Origin of the sequence: Aeoliella fuhlenseeensis (genome assembly GCF_052161615.1) — a bacterium.
Lineage (GTDB): Bacteria > Planctomycetota > Planctomycetia > Pirellulales > Lacipirellulaceae > Aeoliella.
In genome coordinates, this window is the sequence record NZ_CP197417.1 from 1,235,311 (window position 1) to 1,254,900 (window position 19,590).

The 19,590-nt window shown below is 58.8% G+C and carries 12 protein-coding genes; 8 read left to right on the plus strand and 4 right to left on the minus strand.

Features of this window, described 5'->3' with window-relative positions; genetic code table 11:
* Positions 1 to 82: 82 nt before the first annotated feature.
* From SH292x_RS04925 to SH292x_RS04935, 3 genes are all read right to left on the minus strand, one after another.
* Positions 83 to 3,265 (minus strand): DUF1553 domain-containing protein, encoded by a 3,183-nt coding sequence (locus SH292x_RS04925; protein ID WP_442484471.1) that lies wholly within the window; start codon positions 3,263 to 3,265, stop codon positions 83 to 85.
* A gap of 91 nt (positions 3,266 to 3,356) precedes the next feature.
* Entirely contained in the window at positions 3,357 to 5,126 is a 1,770-nt protein-coding gene (locus tag SH292x_RS04930; protein WP_442484472.1) for a LamG-like jellyroll fold domain-containing protein, read from the minus strand.
* Complete coding sequence (locus SH292x_RS04935) at positions 5,123 to 5,674, minus strand: sigma-70 family RNA polymerase sigma factor (protein ID WP_442484473.1); 552 nt, start codon at positions 5,672 to 5,674, stop codon at positions 5,123 to 5,125. Before SH292x_RS04935 ends, SH292x_RS04930 begins: the two co-directional genes overlap by 4 nt.
* Before the next feature lie 648 nt (positions 5,675 to 6,322).
* On the opposite strand from SH292x_RS04935, the gene SH292x_RS04940 reads away from it, so the two are divergent.
* The 6 genes from SH292x_RS04940 to SH292x_RS04965 all read left to right on the plus strand — a co-directional run bounded on the left by SH292x_RS04940 (position 6,323) and on the right by SH292x_RS04965 (position 14,643).
* Positions 6,323 to 9,205, plus strand: a complete 2,883-nt coding sequence (locus tag SH292x_RS04940) for a LamG-like jellyroll fold domain-containing protein (RefSeq protein WP_442484474.1) — start codon at positions 6,323 to 6,325, stop codon at positions 9,203 to 9,205.
* Positions 9,206 to 9,273: 68 nt separating this feature from the next.
* Positions 9,274 to 10,995 carry a PQQ-dependent sugar dehydrogenase gene (locus SH292x_RS04945; RefSeq protein WP_442484475.1) on the plus strand — a complete coding sequence of 574 codons (1,722 nt, stop codon included), beginning with the start codon at positions 9,274 to 9,276 and terminating at the stop codon, positions 10,993 to 10,995.
* Between the two features lie 36 nt (positions 10,996 to 11,031).
* Complete coding sequence (locus SH292x_RS04950; protein WP_442484476.1) at positions 11,032 to 12,162, plus strand: DUF1559 domain-containing protein; 1,131 nt, start codon at positions 11,032 to 11,034, stop codon at positions 12,160 to 12,162.
* A gap of 35 nt (positions 12,163 to 12,197) precedes the next feature.
* A complete protein-coding gene (locus tag SH292x_RS04955) occupies positions 12,198 to 12,602 on the plus strand; it encodes a hypothetical protein (RefSeq protein ID WP_442484477.1) in 405 nt (134 codons plus the stop codon).
* Between the two features lie 245 nt (positions 12,603 to 12,847).
* Positions 12,848 to 13,636: a hypothetical protein gene (locus tag SH292x_RS04960; RefSeq protein WP_442484478.1), complete on the plus strand. Its 789-nt coding sequence runs from the start codon at positions 12,848 to 12,850 to the stop codon at positions 13,634 to 13,636.
* Positions 13,637 to 13,677: 41 nt separating this feature from the next.
* Positions 13,678 to 14,643, plus strand: a complete 966-nt coding sequence (locus SH292x_RS04965) for an outer membrane protein assembly factor BamB family protein (protein WP_442484479.1) — start codon at positions 13,678 to 13,680, stop codon at positions 14,641 to 14,643.
* Positions 14,644 to 14,655: 12 nt separating this feature from the next.
* Here the strand turns inward: SH292x_RS04965 and SH292x_RS04970 are convergent, their stop codons facing one another.
* On the minus strand, positions 14,656 to 16,167 hold the full coding sequence (locus SH292x_RS04970) for a S10 family peptidase (protein WP_442484480.1): 1,512 nt from the start codon (positions 16,165 to 16,167) through the stop codon (positions 14,656 to 14,658).
* 252 nt (positions 16,168 to 16,419) lie between these two features.
* On the opposite strand from SH292x_RS04970, the gene SH292x_RS04975 reads away from it, so the two are divergent.
* Both SH292x_RS04975 and SH292x_RS04980 read left to right on the plus strand, forming a co-directional pair.
* Positions 16,420 to 18,261: a sigma 54-interacting transcriptional regulator gene (locus SH292x_RS04975; protein ID WP_442484481.1), complete on the plus strand. Its 1,842-nt coding sequence runs from the start codon at positions 16,420 to 16,422 to the stop codon at positions 18,259 to 18,261.
* Positions 18,258 to 19,541, plus strand: a complete 1,284-nt coding sequence (locus tag SH292x_RS04980; protein WP_442484482.1) for a phenylacetate--CoA ligase family protein — start codon at positions 18,258 to 18,260, stop codon at positions 19,539 to 19,541. Before SH292x_RS04975 ends, SH292x_RS04980 begins: the two co-directional genes overlap by 4 nt.
* Positions 19,542 to 19,590 lie beyond the last annotated feature (49 nt).

Consider the following 19,590-nt stretch of genomic DNA (forward strand, 5'->3'; position numbering starts at 1 on the left):
AGCGACGTAAGAAAATTCGGCGATGGTGGGATTCGCTTGAGCTAACCAAGTTGTTCACCTTCTGAAACATGTTCGTAGGCAATTACTGATGGGTAATTGTTTCGTCGAGATTGAGGATAACGCTCGCGATGATCGTATAAGCAGCCACCTCGGAGGGATCGTGTGAATTGCTAGAATTCAAGTCGGCGACTGCCTGCAGTAGTTCGGCGTCTTGGCGTTGCTCGCGGTAGTGGGCTAGGTGGCGGTCGAGCGCTGCACGAAGCACGGCGAGTTCCTGATCGTCAGGTTGTCGGCCTGTCGCAAGTTCAAACCCGTAACGTATGCGAGCACCAGGCTCGTCGACAGCTTCGTTCAGCAGTCGAACCGCGAACGCTCGAGCAGCGGCGACATAAGTCTTGTCATTCAGCAAGGCTAACGCCTGGAGCGGTGTGTTAGTCGCCATGCGCCCCGCTTGGCAAATCTCGAAACTCGGGGCGTCGAACGTGCTGAGCGTCGGTTGGGGGACCGTTCGCTTGCGATTGGTGTAAAGGCTTCGTCGAAACAGGTCCGCACCTTCACTCAGCACATAGGGGCCTTCGCCAGCCCCGCCGGCCAGTTCGTCCCACAGTCCTTCGGGTTGGTACGGCTTCACCGAAGGGCCACCAACCTTGTGGGTGAGAAGTCCGCTGACTGCCAAGGCGTTGTCGCGGAGCATTTCGGCGGGCAACCGAAATCGTGCACCACGCGCCAAGTGAATGTTGTTCGGATCTTGTTCGTAAGCAGTGGGTGAGGCGTTGGAGGACTGTTGATAGGTCGCGCTAAGCACAATCTGCTTCTGCAGCGCCTTTAAGTCCCAACCCGACTCTACGAACTCGACCGCCAACCAGTCGAGTAGTTCGGGATGCGAGGGAGAGTCGCCTTGCACACCAAAATTATCGGGGGTGGCAACAATTCCTCGCCCAAAAAGTCGCTGCCAAACGCGATTCACCTGAACGCGGGCGAAGAGCGGGTGCGATCGATCCACCAGCCAGTTTGCAAGCGCCAAGCGATCGCGCGGTGCATCCTTGGGTAGCGGCGGAAGCATCGCGGGTACGTCGGGCGAAAGAGCCTTCGATTCATCCGGCGCATCGTAGACTCCGCGCTCGAGAACGTACGTTGGCCGCGGCGTCGCCCGGTCGCGAAGGATCATCACCGTTGCCAGTTCGTCATCCACCTTCTTGCGTTCCCCTTCGAGCTTGGCGAGTTCGGCATGCTCAGGAGTCGCGCCTCCCGGTTGGTCACGTGCGGCGAATCGTTGCAGGAGTTCTTGCCGACCCTTTGGCCATTGCTTGATTTCTAACCCCTCTGCTCGCGCAAGATCATGGGCTGTCAGACTGGCTACACCCCCTTCGTCGAGGGCCTGCGGGCACCAGTGTAGTGAGGCCATTGCACCTTTGAAGTACAGTCCCGACGACCGGCGGCCGACTCGAAGTGGTTGATCCGACACGGTCGTGCCTTCCAGGCAATCTTGTTCCACCTCAAGCTCGCTTGGCTTGCCATTGACGAAGATCCGCACACCCGCCGCCCGCCCGCTACCGTCGTAGCTGACCGCTACGTGCGACCACTCACCTTCGGGAATCGTGGCACGACTGATGACGGCAATTGCATCGTCGTTCCAGTGATGGATTAGGTGAAACTTAACCCGTTGGTTCGGCAGCACGATCAGATCCCAGCCGCGGTAACGTTCGGCGTCGTTCATTTGGCTGAGGATGGCTCCCTCACCTCCGTCGTGACGAATCCAAATCGCGCTTGCAAACGGGGTGTCTCGGCCGGGGCTGTTGTGTTGCGAAAACTCCAGGTGCGAGTCGGGCTCACCCGAGAACTTTAGGGCTTCCCCCGTGATGGAGTCGTCCCATTCGGGCGTCCCCCCGCGGTACGTCACACATAAAGGTGGCAGGTCTTCGGAAGCCACCAGAGGTTCAAGTGATCCATTCAGCGGAAGGGACCACACGACGGGGGTGGATGCACCGTGATCAAGCGATTCTTTTGCCCAGTCAATCAGCGTTTTGGATTGGGATCCCGCGACCTTCGCGATCTTTTCCCGCGCCTGTTCGATACGAGTATCTAGTTCAGCGAGTCGAGCTTGCTGTTCGGGCGTGGGCACCTTGAGTAGAGGAGGAACGTTGCCACGCTGTTCGACATAAACGCCTTTCTCGTCGATGCTGTTGAAAAAGGCATAGAACTGATAGAACTCCTCCTGGCTGATCGCGTCGTACTTATGGTCATGGCATCGCGCGCAACCCATCGTGAGGCCGAGGAACGCCGTCGCTGTCGTCTCCACTCGATCGATGTTGTTCTCCACTCGCCACTCCTCGTCGACGGACCCATTCTCGGTCACGGTGCGGTTGTTGCGATGAAAGCCCGTGGCGATGAGCTGCGACTGGGTGGGCGAAGGGATCAAATCCCCCGCCATCTGCTCCAAAGCGAACTGGTCGTACGGCATGTTGGAGTTGAAGGCGTCAATTACCCAGTCACGCCAGATCCACATCTCGCGGCGGAAGTCGTTTTGGTAACCGTTGCTATCCGCGAACCGCGCCAATTGCAGCCACTCGGCTGCCATGTGCTCGCCGTAGGCAGGGGATGCTAGCAGCCGTTCGACAACCTTCTCGAGTGCCTGCTGAGTGTCGGTGGGATCGTCAACAAACGCTTGGATTTCGCTCGGTGTGGGAGGCAGACCGGTGAGGTCGAACGTGACTCGGCGCAGCAAAGTGCGCCGGTCGGCAATCGGAGAGGGTTCGAAGCCTTCGGCTTCCAATCGAGCCAGCACAAAGTGATCCCATGGAGCCTGGGCCCAGGACTTCTGCCGCACGGCCGGCAGCTCAGTCCGACGAGGAGGCACTAAGGACCATAGCTTTTCATAGGCAGCCCCTTGGTCGATCCAGCGGCGAATGAGAGCAACTTCGGCCTCGGTCAACTTCGCCTTGTGTGAATCCGCGGGGGGCATCAATAAGTCCGGATCCGTGGAAACGATCCGCGCGAGCAACTCGCTCGCCCCACTATCACCCGGCACGATGGCGTCGGCCGAAGTAGCCGACTCGCGATCGTCGAGCCGCAAATCGGTGAGTTCGCTCACTTCGCTGCGTCGATCGGGTCCATGGCAAGCAAAGCACTTATCCGAAAGTATCGGCCGTATGTCGCGAGTGAACTGCACGGGCGCATTTGCCGTTGCGCTGGACGCTCGCGACTGAAAGCTCGCGATAGCAAGGCCGACTAGCAACAGAGTTCGGTAGTGAAAGTTGGTTTGCATGGAAAACCTCTTATGGGTGCATGCACCCGCCGAATAGCCGTCCATAACCTGGAGGGCCGACGAAGGAGCATGTCGTGGGCAGCAGGTGTGATTACCTACCTTCGTCCAGCGCGATAGTTAGCTGAGGTTCTTGAACCACGAGCTCTACGACTTCTGTAGAATCGCGCGACAGTTCGTACAAGCCCCGAATCTCATCCGGAGAGAGAGCGTGATTGAAAATAGCCAATTCATCTAATCGCCCGTCCCACATACTGCGGTTGGGCATGTCGGCTGGCGAGTCGCCACTGTCCTCGAGCTTGGTTCCAATGGCCAGAGCTCGCAGATTGGGTTCCATGTGAAGCGACTCATAGGGAGCGCTGCCAACCTCGACGCCGTTTCGATAGAGCCTTAGCATCGAGCCATCGGCCACCATCGCCACGTGGTGCCATTCGTGTAAAGGTAGCGGAACCGAGTCCTGAGCGCAAACGTCGCGGATGTACCCTTCTTCATCGCACGGATTGTCGGGGTCGAAGATGTGTGCTGCTAGCTCGCCAGAGAAATCCAATAGCCCGAAATGGAACTGCCCGCGAGTTACCGGGTTGCCCCAGTTCTTGGCAATGCTCGCCCAGAACGGACGCGACTCCGCATACACCCAGCAAACGACAGTCAGCTCATCTCCTTCGGCCTTGGGGTAGTCGGCGGCGACGGCAAACGTCTGTTGCGAAGGTCCACCAAGGGCGAAAGCTGCCCCCACCTTCCCACCAGTCCAGGGGGATCCCCCTGAGCTCGACGTGTGAATCTTTGCATGGGCACCCGACGGCGAACAATCTTCCAGCCAGTCGCCGTCTCCCACCGGTTCCATCCGGTAGTAGACAGCCGGCTTGAGGGCGAGGACTGCGTCGGCGTAACGATTCTGAGCCACTCCTAAGTGCCGGACGAAGCGGAGATGGTCGACGTCGATCCCCGACGGTATGGACGAGAAAGGATTGATGCGTGATGCATGGCCCGCAAACAACTGCAGAGGCTGCACAGCTTCGCCCGTCTCCTCCGCCGTTTCGACGCGGACCTCTCCCTCGAACACGTGCACATCGGCACTCTCGCCGCGCCGGGCCTCGACTCCGAACGAGGTTCCTAAATCTACGACGCTCCCTCCCACGGTGTCGACCGTGAAGCCAATGGCGGCCTCAGGGATGTCTGCAGAAAGTTTACCATCAACAAGTTCCACCCGCATGGCGTCCGCCAATCGGAACTCAGCGGGCGACATGATGACGAGATTGGCACCAGAGGGGTACTCGATCTCCAGTAAGCCATCGAGCAGTTCGTAACTTCCCTGGCGAAGGGAACTCCCCGGCTTGGGACGAGTTTCGCCATCGCTGCCATAAGCAAAGCGGGCACCCACGGCCGCGCGGACAGTCGCTACCTCATCTCCGCGGAACGGGCGGGCGGAATGGGTCGCATACAGCAGACTGCCAGCCCCTGTTGCCACGACGAGCAGCGAGGCGGCGATCGCCATAAGGAGTCGGTAACGCCCACCTAGGCCACCGCCTCCACTCAAACGTGCGGTAATGGAGCGCGGAGCGGGAGATGCTGAAGTCTTGGTCGAAAGCTGGAGGAAGTGCGAGTCGCGGTCGCTGCCGCCGAGCGCGACCTCCAGTGCACGGTCCGGAAACACACTGGGAGGCAACTCTAGCGTGTCGTGATGCCCATCCAGGTGAAGCAGCGAATGCACGAGCGATACGCGGTCGAACCATTCGCACGCTTCGTCATCTGCTAACAGGATTTCCTGAAGCCGACGATGCGTCGAGGCATCCGCCAACCCATCCATGTGTGCGGAGACGAGTTGCGCTAGTTCAGACGATGGTTGGTAGGACGAATGGCTCACGAGATATCTCCCGACTTCATCTCCATGCATTGAAGCAGCACTAGTCGAATCCGCATTAACGACTTGCGAACCGCCCCAGGCGACTTCCCCACGTCGGACGCCATCGTCTTTACCGATTGACTTTGAAAATACCGGCGACGTATCAACTCTCTCTGGTCGTTGCGAAGCTCTTGCAAGCATGACCTGAGGGCCACGCGGCGTTCATCCACGTCTTTGGGAGTGCGCAGGTCCGCTAGCTTGGTCACCAGTTCTTCGTCAAACACAAGTCGCTGTCGCTTGCGGTCGCGAAGGTTGGCCAGCACTTGGTAATAGACAATTCGTGAAGCCCAGGCTCCAAACTCAGTGCCTGGCTCGAATTCGTTGGCCTTTTGCCAGATCGCGAGATTGGATTCCTGCACGACGTTGTTCGCCTCGTGCGGATCGCCCAACAACTTGGCTGCGTAGGCAAACATGGCAGTCTGATGCGCCGCCAGCAATTGGACAAACTCACCAAGTAATTCACTAGGCAGTTCGGGCGTGGATTTGGGGTCGGCGTGGCTACTTGGCATTTCGGCGTCGTTCCCCATAAAAGTCGTTAACGCGGCCCGAGGGCTGTGGGATGGTGTTGGGGGCCACTTGTAAATCGCAGCGCGATGGAGGCCAACAACGCCATGACGAGCATTCGAAAATCGCGAAACCTTCACAAACCGTCGTAGCATAACCCGCCGTCGCCGGCTTGCCAGCAACATTCACCCATTTCTTATACCGCGGCGAAGCCAAATTGCCCCTAAGAGGACAAAAAAGGAAGGAGAATTCTGTGGTGGATATCACCAAACGCGGCGGGCTGCACCATTCGCAAAAATTTCTGAGACCGTGGGACACTCCAAGAGAAATCGGTATATATCCGTTAGAAACACGTTTGTCCGCAAATCAACTTCTTGTCCTGTTCGGATAGGCGTGCTGATCTCGTTCGTCCTGGTGCTGTGACTCGGCCGGTTTCGGCGCGAGGCGGTAGGTCCCTCGTCACGCAGTGCCGAAACCGTGGGGTTCGCGGCGTTTCGCAGAAGTGCAACTTTTAATAGAGCTCGGTCCGAGCATCCGCTCGGCCGGCTAAGGTGGCATTGCGCAGGGGTGACGACGATAGGTAGGGCAGCGTTCGTCGTGCCCCTGCGCATTCAATGAGTTCCAATTGCTTTGACTAGCCAGGAGAAGTCCCGATGATGCTACAGAGACTCGTGTTGGCTGCGACAGTTCTTCTCTTAAGTTCTTGCAGCACGATGGGGCAAACCCTGGTTCATCGCTGGAGCTTCGAAGGTAACTACAACGACACATCCGGCAGCGGTCACGATGGAACAGCTACCGGCACCCCGACGTTCGTCACAGGTAAGTTTGGCCAAGCGGCCGCGTTTGATCCTTCTCCCGATGGAGGCGCAACACCTGGTGACGGGGTGGAAAACACTTTCGCCGAGGCTGTTCCGACCTTGGCTACCGATAGTTGGTCGATGAATATTTGGGCGAATCTGACAACTGCTCCGCCTGATTTGGTTCACGTGATGGGCTTTGGAATCAACGACGACTACAGCGGTGGAGGAGATACCGGCCGCGGGCGCGCACTATTGAACTTCGGCGGTATGCACTTCTGGGGTGCGAGCGTCGACGTTAACGCAGGCACCGCTTTCTCTGTCGATAGCGCCTGGCACATGTATACCGTGACCTACGACGCGACTGCCACCGCCATCAGCTTGTACAAGGATGGGTCGTTGTTAACAACGGGCACCGCGGCCCTCGTCGATACGTTTCCGCAGGTTCAGGTGGGCAATCCGTCTTTTTGGAGCGAAGGGTTCGCGGGTAGTCTGGACGAGTTCACAATCTTCAACGGTTCGCTGAGTGAGCCTCAGATCGGCGGACTCTACTTCTTCAACGATCACACACAGAATGTCACGCTCGATCCTTCGCTGGTAGTGAATCGCGACACGGGCGAGATTGTCCTCACCAACGACTCCAGCTTCGAGATCGACCTGCTAGGCTACACGGTACGTTCCGCCTCCGGAGCACTCGATCCTTCGGCCTGGGATACCATCGCCGGGCGCTTTGACGCTCCGCCGGGTGGAGATGGTTCGATTGACGCCAACGACGATTGGACAGTACTAACCAATACCGCGAATGAGTTCAGCATCGAGTTCAGCGAAGGTGTCCCTGGCACCGATGGCGGCACGATCGATATTGGAAAGGTGGTCAGCTTCGGCTTAGGTGCCTGGATTGCCAATCCCAACGAAGACATTGAGATCGACCTGCTGCTCAACGACGGAGAAGGTACCTTAAAGACGCTATCTGCCTCGTTCGCGGGCAATGGTGGCGAAAGCTTCGGTGCCGGCGACTTCGACGCCGATGGCGATATTGATGTGAATGACTACGTCCATCTGCGTACCGCGTCGGCTTCCAATACCGCTGGGATGTTGCCGGTCGAGGCCTATCTGGGCGGTGACCTGAATGGCGACGGCCGCAAGAACCTCACCGACTACGCCATCTTCGCGGGGCTGTTTGAAGCCGCGAATGGCACTGGCACCTTTGCCGCGATCCATGCTTCTGCATCCGTGCCAGAGCCGGCAACTCTATGGCTTTTCGTTCCGCTTGCCGCCATCACGATGCTTCGAAAGTATCGAGGGTATGCCCTGGCGATACTCGTCGCGACGTGCTTTGCCGGTAGCGAAGCAACCGCACAGCTTCATGGCTACTATCCGCTCAACGGCAGCGCGAACGACGCATCGGGTAATAATATCGACCTCAATATGGTCGGTGGCGCGCTGTTTGGCGGTAGTATGCACCCCGGGTTGGGGACAGCGTTCAGCGGCGATGGTGTCGATGATGCGGCCGTTGGTCAAAATTTTGTAAAGGTGACCGGCAGCAATATGACGGCAGTAGCATGGGTGTACGCCGAATCTACTGATCACACTACCTGGGAGACCATCGTCAAAAACTGGGGCGAAGCCGTTGCCGGCCAGTTTCACTTCGGCCTTGGAGTGAACGACGCGAATACCCTGAACAACTACTATGGCACCGCCGGTGGCGCAGAGTTTCCGAACGACGTTTCGCCAACCGATATTCCCGTGGGCCAATGGGTGCATACGGCCTTCGTCTTGGACGCGGCAGCAGGTCAGCACCGCCTCTATATCAATGGCACCGTAGTTGCCACAGGTGCGTATGGAGGCAGCTTGATGCAACCCACCGACGCGGGTTTCGCCACGGGGCTTGGGATCGGTGGAAAGCCCAACGACGATGGCTCGGCTGCGGCGGGTGGCTTCGGATTCTGGCGAGGACAGATCGACGAGGTAGGTCTCTACGCCGAAGCCCTTTCGACTAGCGACATCGCTGAGATCATTACGAATGCTCAGCAAGGCATCCAGCTTAACGGCACTACGAATCCGTATGTTGAGATCGAAGTGAACCGAGCCACTGGCGAAGTCAAGCTACAGAACAACACAGCCGGCTCGGTGAATCTCAATGCCTACGAGGTGGTCAGTCTTGGTGATCACCTCAATGCTGGTGGCCTCGATCCGCTAGCTGGAAACGCGGGCTTCCCCACCGGGACCGGTTTCGGAGATGGGTGGGAGCTTGACGGTGCGAACGATTCAAGCCAGATCATTGAGGGATTCTTTGGCGGCGCCTCGACGTTTAACACCGGCGAGACCTCCTTGGGATTCATCTACGACGGAGCGTCGGCCGGTCATGAAGATCTGACGTTCCGATTCGCAACGCCAAGCGGAGTCATCACGAGCCTCGTCACGTACATTGGCGAGTACGCCTCGCTCAATGGCGACTTCAACAACGATGGCATCGTGAATCTGGCGGATTACACCGTCTGGCGTGACAACCTCGGGGCCGCGACCGAAGAGGCAATCAACAACGCGGGAAATGGATTGAACGGAGTGGATGCCGCCGACTACCAAGTGTGGAAGTCGGCGTTCGGCAATGGAGGCTCAGGCGCGATCGGTCAGGTGAGCGTGGCAATTCCCGAGCCGGCAAGCTACGTGAACTTGCTAACTCTATTAGCCATCGCGGGCTGGAGAAGCCGCCGGTCGAACAGACGTCGAAGCGAGTGATGAAGGGTTCGAGAGCAAGTTGCGGCACCGTACGTATCCCCGGAAGCGACAGAGAGAACGAAGGCGAAATGCAGAGACTACTTCAGCACAGCATCCCGATCTTGGTACTACTGGGTTTCGGCTTCGCGGCATCGGGTTCCTTGGCTGCCGTTCCGCTGGGCGATGTTACCGTGCAGCTTGAGACGTTCGCCACCGGCTTCGCCGGCAACGTGGCCGGTGTCGACCAACTCTCGGCACTCGACATGTCTCCGCTGGGCGACGGTCGGCACTTGGTGATGACACTCGGCGGACTCGTACGCCTGGTGGACGCGGATGGTTCGGTCGCTCCCGGAGCTTATCTCAACACGGCGAACCCTAACTCCATTGGTGCGGACGCGGGTAACGGGCCTACGAGCATTGAAGTGCATCCCGACTTCCTCGTGGCCGGCTCGCCCGGCTATGGCAAGTTCTACACCATCACCCACGAACTTACCGGCACCGCCGCCGCCGACTTTGGTACTGGCATCAACCACCAAAACGTGATCTACGAGTGGGGACTCACGAATCTAAACGCCACCTCGCTTACCTTGGGAGCGAACCCCAGCGTACTTGAACCCGGGGATAACGCGATCCGTCGGCAGGTGATGCGGGTGCAGCAAGAAGGCTCGATTCACAATCTGGCCGATCTGGCTTTCGACTCTCAGGGGTACATGTACGTCGCATCCGGTGATGGGGGTGGCAACCCCAATTTCGCCCAGGATAACACGAGCATCTACGGCACGGTGTCGCGGATCGATCCAGTGCACCCGAGCTCGAATCCATCTAGCACCGATCCGACAAGCACCAATGGCGCCTATCGTATTCATCCTGGGAATGCTTTTGCCGCGGACGCCAATCCGGCAACCCTGCGCGAGATATTCGCCTATGGCTTCCGCAGCAACTACCGCATCACTGTCGATATCGAGACGGACGAGGTGTGGCTGGGAGACGTCGGAGCGGCGGGACGCGAGGAGATCAACCGCGTGACCAATGGTGGAAATTACGGCTGGCCCAACCGTGAGGGGACTAACGGTGGGCAACCCATCGGTGGCAGCATCGACCCCGTGTTCGAGCTCTTCCACAACGATGGCACCACTAGCGAATCGAACTTGGTGGTCGGCGGATTCGTGTATCGCGGAACGCAGATTCCGCAACTCATTGGAAAGTACGTCTTCGCGGATTTCGGCGAGGACTACACGCAGTCGACGAACGTGGTTGACCTCTACTACGGCGACCCGAGTACGACGATGGCTTCGAGCCGTGACAACTTCTACCGCTTGCGCATTGCGGCGGGTGGAGAGTCGCTTCCCGAACGGATCTGGAGCATCGCCCAGGACGAGAACAACGAGCTAGTTCTCATTGGCGGACCCGATCGCTTCGACTTTAACAACGGAACGGACAGCGTGCTGCTACGCATCGTCGCGCCGCCGGGAATTCCGAACGGTGTCCTCGGCGATGTCAACCAAGATGGCTTGGTAAATTCCGCCGATCTGGATGCGATGAAGCTCGGCTGGTACACCACGGGGCACGCCACCGATTTAGCACGCGTGACGCATGGCGATCTGAACTTCGATGGTATCACTGATATGCGCGACTTGTATGAACTGCACAAAGCGATGATTGCCGCGGGGCAACTCGTTGAAGGACGCCCAGTGCCAGAGCCCGACGCCTGGTATTTGCTGTTGGCGGGCGTTGCGTTTGCCGGCACGTGGCGGTTGCAATCGATTCGCCTTGCATGCCGGACTGCTCCGCGTGCATTCGGCAGGGGATAGATTCGAAGAATTACTTCTCACACGGAGCATCAGGTTATGCCATCCAAAAAGAATCGCATTCGCCTCAGCCATTTGTACCGCGAGGCCTTTACGCTGGTCGAGCTGCTGGTGGTCATTGCCATTATTGGTATTCTCGTGGCGCTGTTGCTGCCCGCCGTCCAGGCAGCTCGCGAAGCCGCACGCCGTACGCAATGCCTGAATGCTCTCAAACAGGTGGGCATCGGCATGCACAACTTTCACAGCACACGCAACCACTTCCCCTACGGAGGTCATTCGGACGAACCACCCGTAGGCAAATCGACCGTTGACAACTGGGGCAGCGCCTGGACGGTGTGGTTGCTTCCGTTCGCCGAACAGGACGCGATCTACGACAAGATGCTGTTCGGCGAGACGGCCAACGGCGCGGTTAACAACAATGGCTCCGGCTGGACCGATCCTCATAACTACAACGTCGCGGGCAACGCGCAGATTCCCATCTACCAGTGCCCGTCTTCCACCATCACCCAGCGAACCACAACCGGCGGCAGCTTCGGCGATCCCTGGCTGCCACGCGACGTGATGCTGAATCATTTTGTGGGAATCTCTGGCTTCGCGGTGCCGCAAACGGGGGCCGCCGAAGTGAACTTAATCGGCTTCAACGAAACTCGCAAAACCCGAGCTCAATTCGGTATGTCTGGCGGCGGTGGCGTTCTGTTCGCAGGTGGCAAAACCAAGATCAGCAAGATCACAGATGGCACCACCAACACGCTAATGGCGAGCGAGCAGAACGACATGCTTTTCTCCACCGATGGGCGTGAGCTACCGATTGGCTCGGGGCTGGCCTACGGCTGGCTGCTGGGGGCTAACAAAAAGACTACCCCGCGATTGGATCACCCCGATGCCAGTGGCGATTGGCGGGCCCATCAATGCACCACTGTACGCTACGGTATCAACCAAAAGACCGGCTGGACCTATCGCGAGGAATTTGGGCAACCCAGTTCTGACAGCCGCCTAACCGGCGTCGGCGTCATCGGGTCGAACATTCCGCTCAACTCGGCTCATCCCGGCGGGGTCAACGCACTGCTAGCCGACGGGTCTGTCTTGTTCCTGAAAGACGACATTTCGCTGCCAACCCTCGCAGCGCTGGCAACCCGAGACGAAGGGCAAGTGATTAAAGAGGGCCTCTAAACTAGTTCGACTAATATCGCTCGATGGATTCGATCATGCGCGCTAACCTTCTTTCCCCTCTCCTCGTTCTGCTGGCATTGGCAGTTTCAGTAGGTTGTAGTCGTGGTCCCGAGACGGCAATGGTCGCCGGCGCGGTTTCGCTCGATGGCAAACCACTGGACGACGCCCGTGTCGAGTTCGACCACGGCGATGGCACCCCTCCTACCACTCTCCTGGTGACTCAAGGCCAATTCAACGGCGAAGTGAAAACCGGCAAAAAGATCGTTCGATTCTTTGCGCTTCGTCCGAGCAAACCCAACCCGCGACTCGGTCCCTCGGACGTTCAGAATCCATTCGACAACATCTTGCCCGACAAGTATGGCTACGACAGTGACTTGGCTTTAGAAGTGGGTACCGGCTCTGCCACCGAAGAATTGAAATTCGACCTCAAATCGAAGTAAACTACGCTCCTGTCTGCATTCGGTGGAATCACCACCCATAACGCCACGCGGAGTGGGGTTCCACCACTCTTCATTTCGATACTCCTCTACCACTCACCACATCGCCCTCGCCGCAGGGACGATGTTTCTAGGAATTGCGCTGGGCAAGGCTAGCCGCAAACCGCGCGATGGGGGTAAACTCGAAGAGACGGATGCGAATTCTATCTTGTCTCTCCGCCAGCGATCACCCTATCCGAGGAAATGATATGAGTGTCCCCCATGCGAAGGTGAAGAGTGTCTGCACGGCCGCCGAAGTGGAATTGGTGAAGGCCAGCCGCGGTGCAGAGTTGAAGAAGTTAACGCTTGCCGAAGCGCGGCAACAGGCGAAGCGGGCTCGCAACTTGCTCGAGAAGTCCCAAAAACTGGGTCGCACCCAGGCTCGTCCCAATGCCAAGATCAGCGTGGGAGCCACGCCCGATCGGACCAAGCTGAAGGAAGAGATATTCCGTGACGCGCTAGCGGCCTTTGAAGCACAGGCCGAGAAGCTCGAAGCGGCGGGAGCTTCGTCGAAGGCACCCAAGCGGGCCACCAAGGCGAAGCGTGCCGTTGGTCATCGTGCCGATCGGGCAGCCGTTCGCAGCGAGTTGACCGAAGAGAAACGGACAATCAACAAGAAGAAGGTCGCCAAGAAGAAGGTTGCTAAGAAAAAGACCGCAAAGGCACCAGCTCCGGCGGACGTTAGCACCCTGGCGCCGGAGACGACGAAGGGCAAAAAGGCGGCCAAGAAGAAAGTAGCGACAAAGGGCGTCAAGAAGAAAAAAGTGGCCAAGAAGAAGGTGGCCAAAAAGACAACCTCCAAGAACCCCAACATTGCGGTTACTAGCAAGCGGAAGGCAAAAGGATCGGCTGCGTTGCATGTCGACCATACGTCGCAACTCGAAGTCCAGGCGGCTGCCACGCAGAATCGCCTCGATAAGAGCGGCCTCACATCGCGATTGCGGGGCCATGTTTCGGCTCAAACCCGGCGAAATCAGGCTCGTCGGCAAAGCAAGTAAGTCGTAGATCCTCGAAGCTGCACCATCAGGACCGCTCCCCCATGCGCATCGGCCTACTCGTTCTCGTCTCGTTGCTGACGCTTGCATCCTATACGCTCGCTCAGCATCGAGTGGCAACTCAGGGCGCCGGCAAGCTCGTCATGCTTGACGATCAAGGCGAAATCGAGTGGGAGATGCCGTGGGGAGGTATCCACGATATCCATGCCCTCGAGAATGGCCACCTGATGGTGCAGCGCGGCGGTGCCGCCGTCGTCGAGCTAGACCCCGAGACCAAGGAAGTGATCTGGGAGTACAACTCGGCGACGGCAAATGGCAACGATGGCAAGCCAGTCGAGGTCCATTCCTTCCAGCCCGTTGCAGGTTGGCCAGCGGAGGATGGACGGGTAATGATTGCCGAAAGTGGCGTGGGGCGAATCATTGAAGTCAATCGCGACGGCGAAATCGTCCATGAGACCAAGCTAAAGGTGGATCATCCCCACCCCCATCGCGATACACGCTTAGTACGCAAGCTCGACTCGGGCAACTACTTGGTGTGCCACGAAGGAGATGGTGCCGTTCGTGAATACGCCGGCCCCGAGAGCGACAATACCGGTGAGGTAGTCTGGGAGTACAAGGTTCCTCTGTTTGGCCGCCAGCCGCGCGATGGCCACGGACCTCACGCCTTTGGGAATGCGGTGTTCGGAGCCGTGCGTCTTGATAGTGGCAACACTCTGGTTGCCACCGGCAATGGACACAGCGTGCTCGAAGTAACGCCGACCGGCGAGGTCGTTTGGAAACTTGCGCAGCGCGATCTCGATGGTATGACGTTAGCGTGGGTGACGACCCTCGAGGTCCTGCCCAATGGCCACTACGTCATCGGCAATTGCCACGCCGGACCCGACAATCCGGTGCTAATCGAAGTCGATCCGGCTACCAAGAAGGTCGTCTGGCAACTCGACGCGCACGGGCTCCTCGGCAACGACGTGTCGAACACGCTGCTGCTGGATGCTGAGGGTGTCAGTCGCTAGTCGCCGCGATGTCTAGTTGCCCGGAATGGCTTTCTTGTACCATGCCACCAAGTCGTCGCGAAGCTTCTTTGCCGATGGCTCGTAGATGTACATCATGTGGCCACCCTCGTAGTGATCGACCGTCACGCGATCGAGGTACTCGGGCACCAGCATCAAATGGTCTTTGGTGTAGCGGAACGCAAACTGGGGCGTCGCGAGATCGTAATACCCGCAAGCGACGAAGAGCTCGAGGTGGGGATTCTTGCTCATCGCATCCCGCAATGTTTCGCTCGCGTCGACGTAGCTGTTCTCGAACGATCCATAGTTCCACCGGCGGACCGCGCCACCCATTTCGTACACGCGGTCGTCTTCGTAGTTCAGCACCCGGCGCAGGTAGTCGTTCATGCCGGCACCGAACACGCCGGTGATTGCCGAGTTGCTGGCGTCGTAGCCGTAGCGATCGCTTGCGTTGTCGCGGTCGATGCCCTTAAACCGGCCATCAAAGCGGCCCACCGTGAAGCCCTCCTCACGTAACAGCTCGCGGCCGAAGCGGCTCATGTCGACCCGCAGGTTGGCCCGGCGGACGTACTCTTCGTCGAGGCCAGTGAGGTCCGCGTACCGCGATACCACCTTGTCCATCTCCTTTTCGGGAAGCGAGGTGCCTAGCAGCAAGGCGTGAGCGTAAGGGCCGTAAGCGAACTCCTCGGCCATCTCCACCACTTCCTCTAGCGATTTCTCTTGGAGCTTTCCGCCCAGCTTCCGGTGGTACCACGCCGTCGCGGTATAGCTTGGCAGAAAGCAGATATAAGGCAGCTCGTTGTTCTCAGCGAAGCGAATCGTCGCGAAATCGACTACCGGCGAGATCATTACAATACCATTGAGATACATTCGGTAGCGATCTTGCAGCACTCCGCTGAGACCAGCCGAGCGAACACCACCGTAACTCTCGCCAAGTACGAACTTCGGCGAGGTCCAGCGCTCGTGCTTGGTGGTGTAGTCGTGAATGAACTGGCCGACGCTCGCCAAATCCTCTTCGTAGCCGTGAAACTGCTTTGTGTCCTCGCCCTCGCTCGGACGGCTGTAGCCCGTGCTCACCGGATCGATGAACACGAGGTCGGTGACGTCGAGCAGCGAGTGAGGGTTGTGCTCGGTGGTGTAGGGCGGGGCGGGGGTCGTCGCGTCGTCCGGCACGCGAACGCGCTGAGGCCCGAGCATGCCCATGTGAAGCCAAACGCTCGCCGAGCCAGGGCCACCATTGAAGCAGAACGTGACCGGCCGCTTTGTAAGGTCGGCGTCGTTGCGAGTGTAAGCAATGAAAAAAATCTCGGACTTTGTCTTACCCGCGTCGTCCTTCATCGGCAGCTTGCCGGCGGTCGCCGTGTACTTAAACGTATCGCCGGCGAGGTTGATCTCGTGTTCGGTTACCACGGGAGGCGTGGGCTTTTCCTCCTTCGCGTCCTTCTTCTCCTCTTCGGCATGGGCTAGAGAACCGATACAAACTAGGGCCAGCGCCAGCAAGGTTCGCAAGTCGAGCGGCAACTTCATGGTGTGAATCACTGGGGTTAGGAGCCGAGAGGAAAGATGGACGGGCCTCAAGTCGGCCCAGGCAGGTGGGCCTTGATTGTAATCGCCCCGCACAAACGAAACCACTATTTCCGCTATCTGGCAGCCCTCACGATGGTGCGCAGTAGACTTAAGCGTGGCCATCTCACTCCCCCCTCGCGGTGTAGCTTTCCGGCGAGTTTCGGGCGATAATGGGATATTCGGATCGCAATCGAGCGTGGAACTGGAATCAAGGTGTACGCATATTTGACGCTGTTGTCCGGCGAGAAGGCCGGCACGAGTTTTGCCCTCGACCCCGCGAACGAAACGCTGATGGGCCGTGGCACTAATTGCCAGATTGCGCTCGCCGACGCGCTCTGCTCGCGAGTTCACGCGCGGCTTGCCATGTGCGAAGACGGTTGGCTGCTTCGCGATGCCCATAGCCGTAACGGTACCTACGTGAACGGCCAGAAGATCGACGAGGCAATCCTCTCTCCCGGCCACATCGTTCGCGTGGGCGATTCGGAGATGGAATTCCAAGTCACCGACCAACCGCCGACCGCCGGTGCCGAAACCGGCACGTTCCTGAAGCAGACCATTGTTAAAGACCAGTCGATCGCTCTCCAAGCACCCACCAGCGATTCGATTTCGGGTCTACCTGATGCCGAGCAGGTGAAAGAGCTGATGCTGCTGTATCAGCTCTGCATCAAGCTCTTGGGTTGCAGTGACCCCAACAAGGTGGTCGACATTTCGCTCGAACTTCTAAGAACGCGAACCAAGGCGTCGATTGTCGGGTTCTTGTGGGTCACGGACGATGGGACGCTCAAACCCAAATCCGTACTACCCGCCGACGCTGCGCAGCGGGTGACGTTAAGTCCCAACTTGACGAAGCTGGTCAGCCAGCGAGGCCACGCCGTATGGGTCGCCAATCAGACCGAAGAGGGGTCGAACGTCGACCACTTCGCCGATGCTATCTGTGCTCCCTTGGTGCGGAGAGGCGAAGCAAAAGAGCGAAACACTTTAGGGGCAATCCACGTATATCTCGAAGATGGCCGGTTCCGGCAATCCGATTTCGACTTCATTATTACGGTTGCCAACCTGGTAGCCATTGCTCTGGTGCGCGCTCGCGAGATTACCAGTTTGCAGAAGGACTACCAGCGATTGCTCGAAAGCACGGCTGGCACCGACGAGCTATTGGGCGACAGCAAACCAATGCTGGCGCTCAAGAGCAAGATCCAACGCGTTAGCCGCGCGGCAGGTTGCGTATTGGTCCGTGGCGAAAGCGGTGCTGGCAAAGAACTCGTCGCCCGCGCCATCCACCGCGCCAGTGGGCGGGCCGACCAGCCAATGGTCAGCGTCAACTGCGCCGCGATTCCGGCCGACTTGATGGAGAGCCAGCTGTTTGGCCACAAAGCGGGCGCGTTTACGGGTGCCGATCGCGACCATCAAGGTTTCTTCCAGCAAGCTGATCTAGGGACGCTGTTTCTCGACGAAGTCGGTGAGCTCACTCTCGAGGGCCAGGCCAAGCTGCTTCGCATTCTCGAAGGACATCCGTTCCTGCCGGTCGGAGCCACGAAAGAAATAACCGTCGACGTCCGTGTCATCGCGGCCACGAACCGCGACCTGCAAACCTACGTTGGTGAGGGTAAATTCCGCGAGGACTTGTTCTATCGGCTTAGTGTCTTTGAACTCTTTCTGCCGCCGCTCCGCGAGCGCGAAGGGGATATCGAGCTTTTAGTCGATCACTTCCTGGCCCATTTCCGCCGGGTGCATGGTCGGCCTGGTCTCGAGCTGAGCGGCGCCGCACGCAACAAGCTGCTCGCGTACCGATGGCCTGGCAATGTCCGGCAGCTTCGCAATGTGATGGACAGCGCCGTCGTGATGGCCGATGGCGACGAGATCGAACCGTCGGACCTCGCGCTACGCGATACCGGTAGCGACAATCTCGACACCCTAGCCATCGACAAGTGGGAGCAGAAGCTCATCGTCGAAGCACTCCACCGCACCGCGGGAAGCGTTCCTGACGCGGCGAAACTACTTGGCATCGGCCGCGCGACGCTCTATCGCAAAATCGAGCAGTACAAGATCGAACGATGAGCGCACGCCCCATAACCACTTACGAACAGCGGCGCCAGCTCGAAGCGCTCGACCGCGGTGCGCTCGAAGCGTATCAGTTGGGGCGGCTCAACACGCTGCTCGCCGAGATACTTCCAAGCAATAAGTTCTACGCCGAGAAGCTCGTCGGAAGTCCCAAGCAGCTCGAGTCTTTCGAGTCGCTGAAGGAGTTACCTTTCACAACGAAGGACGAACTACTCCCCACCGGCGGGCCGCCCATCGTTCCGGCGAATCTGACGCACCCGCTCGAACAGTATGTCCGATTCCATCAAACATCGGGCACGCGGGGTCGACCTCTCCCGGTGTTCGATACCGCCGACGACTGGCGGTGGTGGATGAACTGCTGGCAGTTCGTGCTCGACGCGGCTGGCATCACGCCCGCCGATCGCGCGATGCTGGCATTTTCGTTTGGACCGTTCATCGGGTTCTGGAGCGCGTTCGATGCCCTCGTCGAGCGTGGCGTGCTTGTCGCACCCGGGGGCGGAATGAGCTCACTCGCGCGGCTCGATCTGATGGAACGGCTCGCCACCACGGTGCTCTTCTGCACGCCGACCTACGCACTGCATCTGGCTGAGGTCGCCCGCGAGAACCAAATTGATCTGCATCACTTGCCGGTTAAGAAGATCTTCGTCGCCGGCGAACCGGGCGGTTCAGTGCCCGCGATTCGCGAACGGATCGAAAGCACCTGGAATGCGAAACTATTCGATCACTCGGGTGCAAGCGAAATCGGACCATGGGGATACGGCGATTCGGCGGCTCGCGGGCTGCACGTGATGGAATGTGAGTTCCTCGCCGAATTCATCGGTGTCGAAACGGGCGAACCAGCCGAAGAGGGAGAGCTGGCGCACCTCGTGATCACCACTCTCGGCCGAGCGGGGGCGCCACTATTGCGCTATCGCACCGGTGACCTCGTTAGACCGCGCTGGAATACGGATGGCCCGTGCCGATTCGTGCTGCTCGAAGGGGGTGTCCTCGGCCGCGCGGACGACATGCTGGTGATTCGCGGCGTGAATATCTATCCGACGAGCATCGAACAGATTTTGAGGAGCTTCCCTGAAGTCGTCGAGTACCGCCTCACCGCTCGTAAGCGCGGCCAGATGGATACCGTGGTGATCGAGGTGGAAGATCATCTCGAACGTACCGATCGCATCGCCGCAGAACTACAGAAGCGATTGGGACTGTCCATCGAAGTGCACCTTGTGCCGGCAATGACGCTACCGCGGTTCGAGGGAAAAGGTCGACGTTTCGTAGACGAGCGGTAGGAGTTGCGTCTCGTAGCCGGACTCCGTGCCCTCTGTGCTCTCCGTGGTT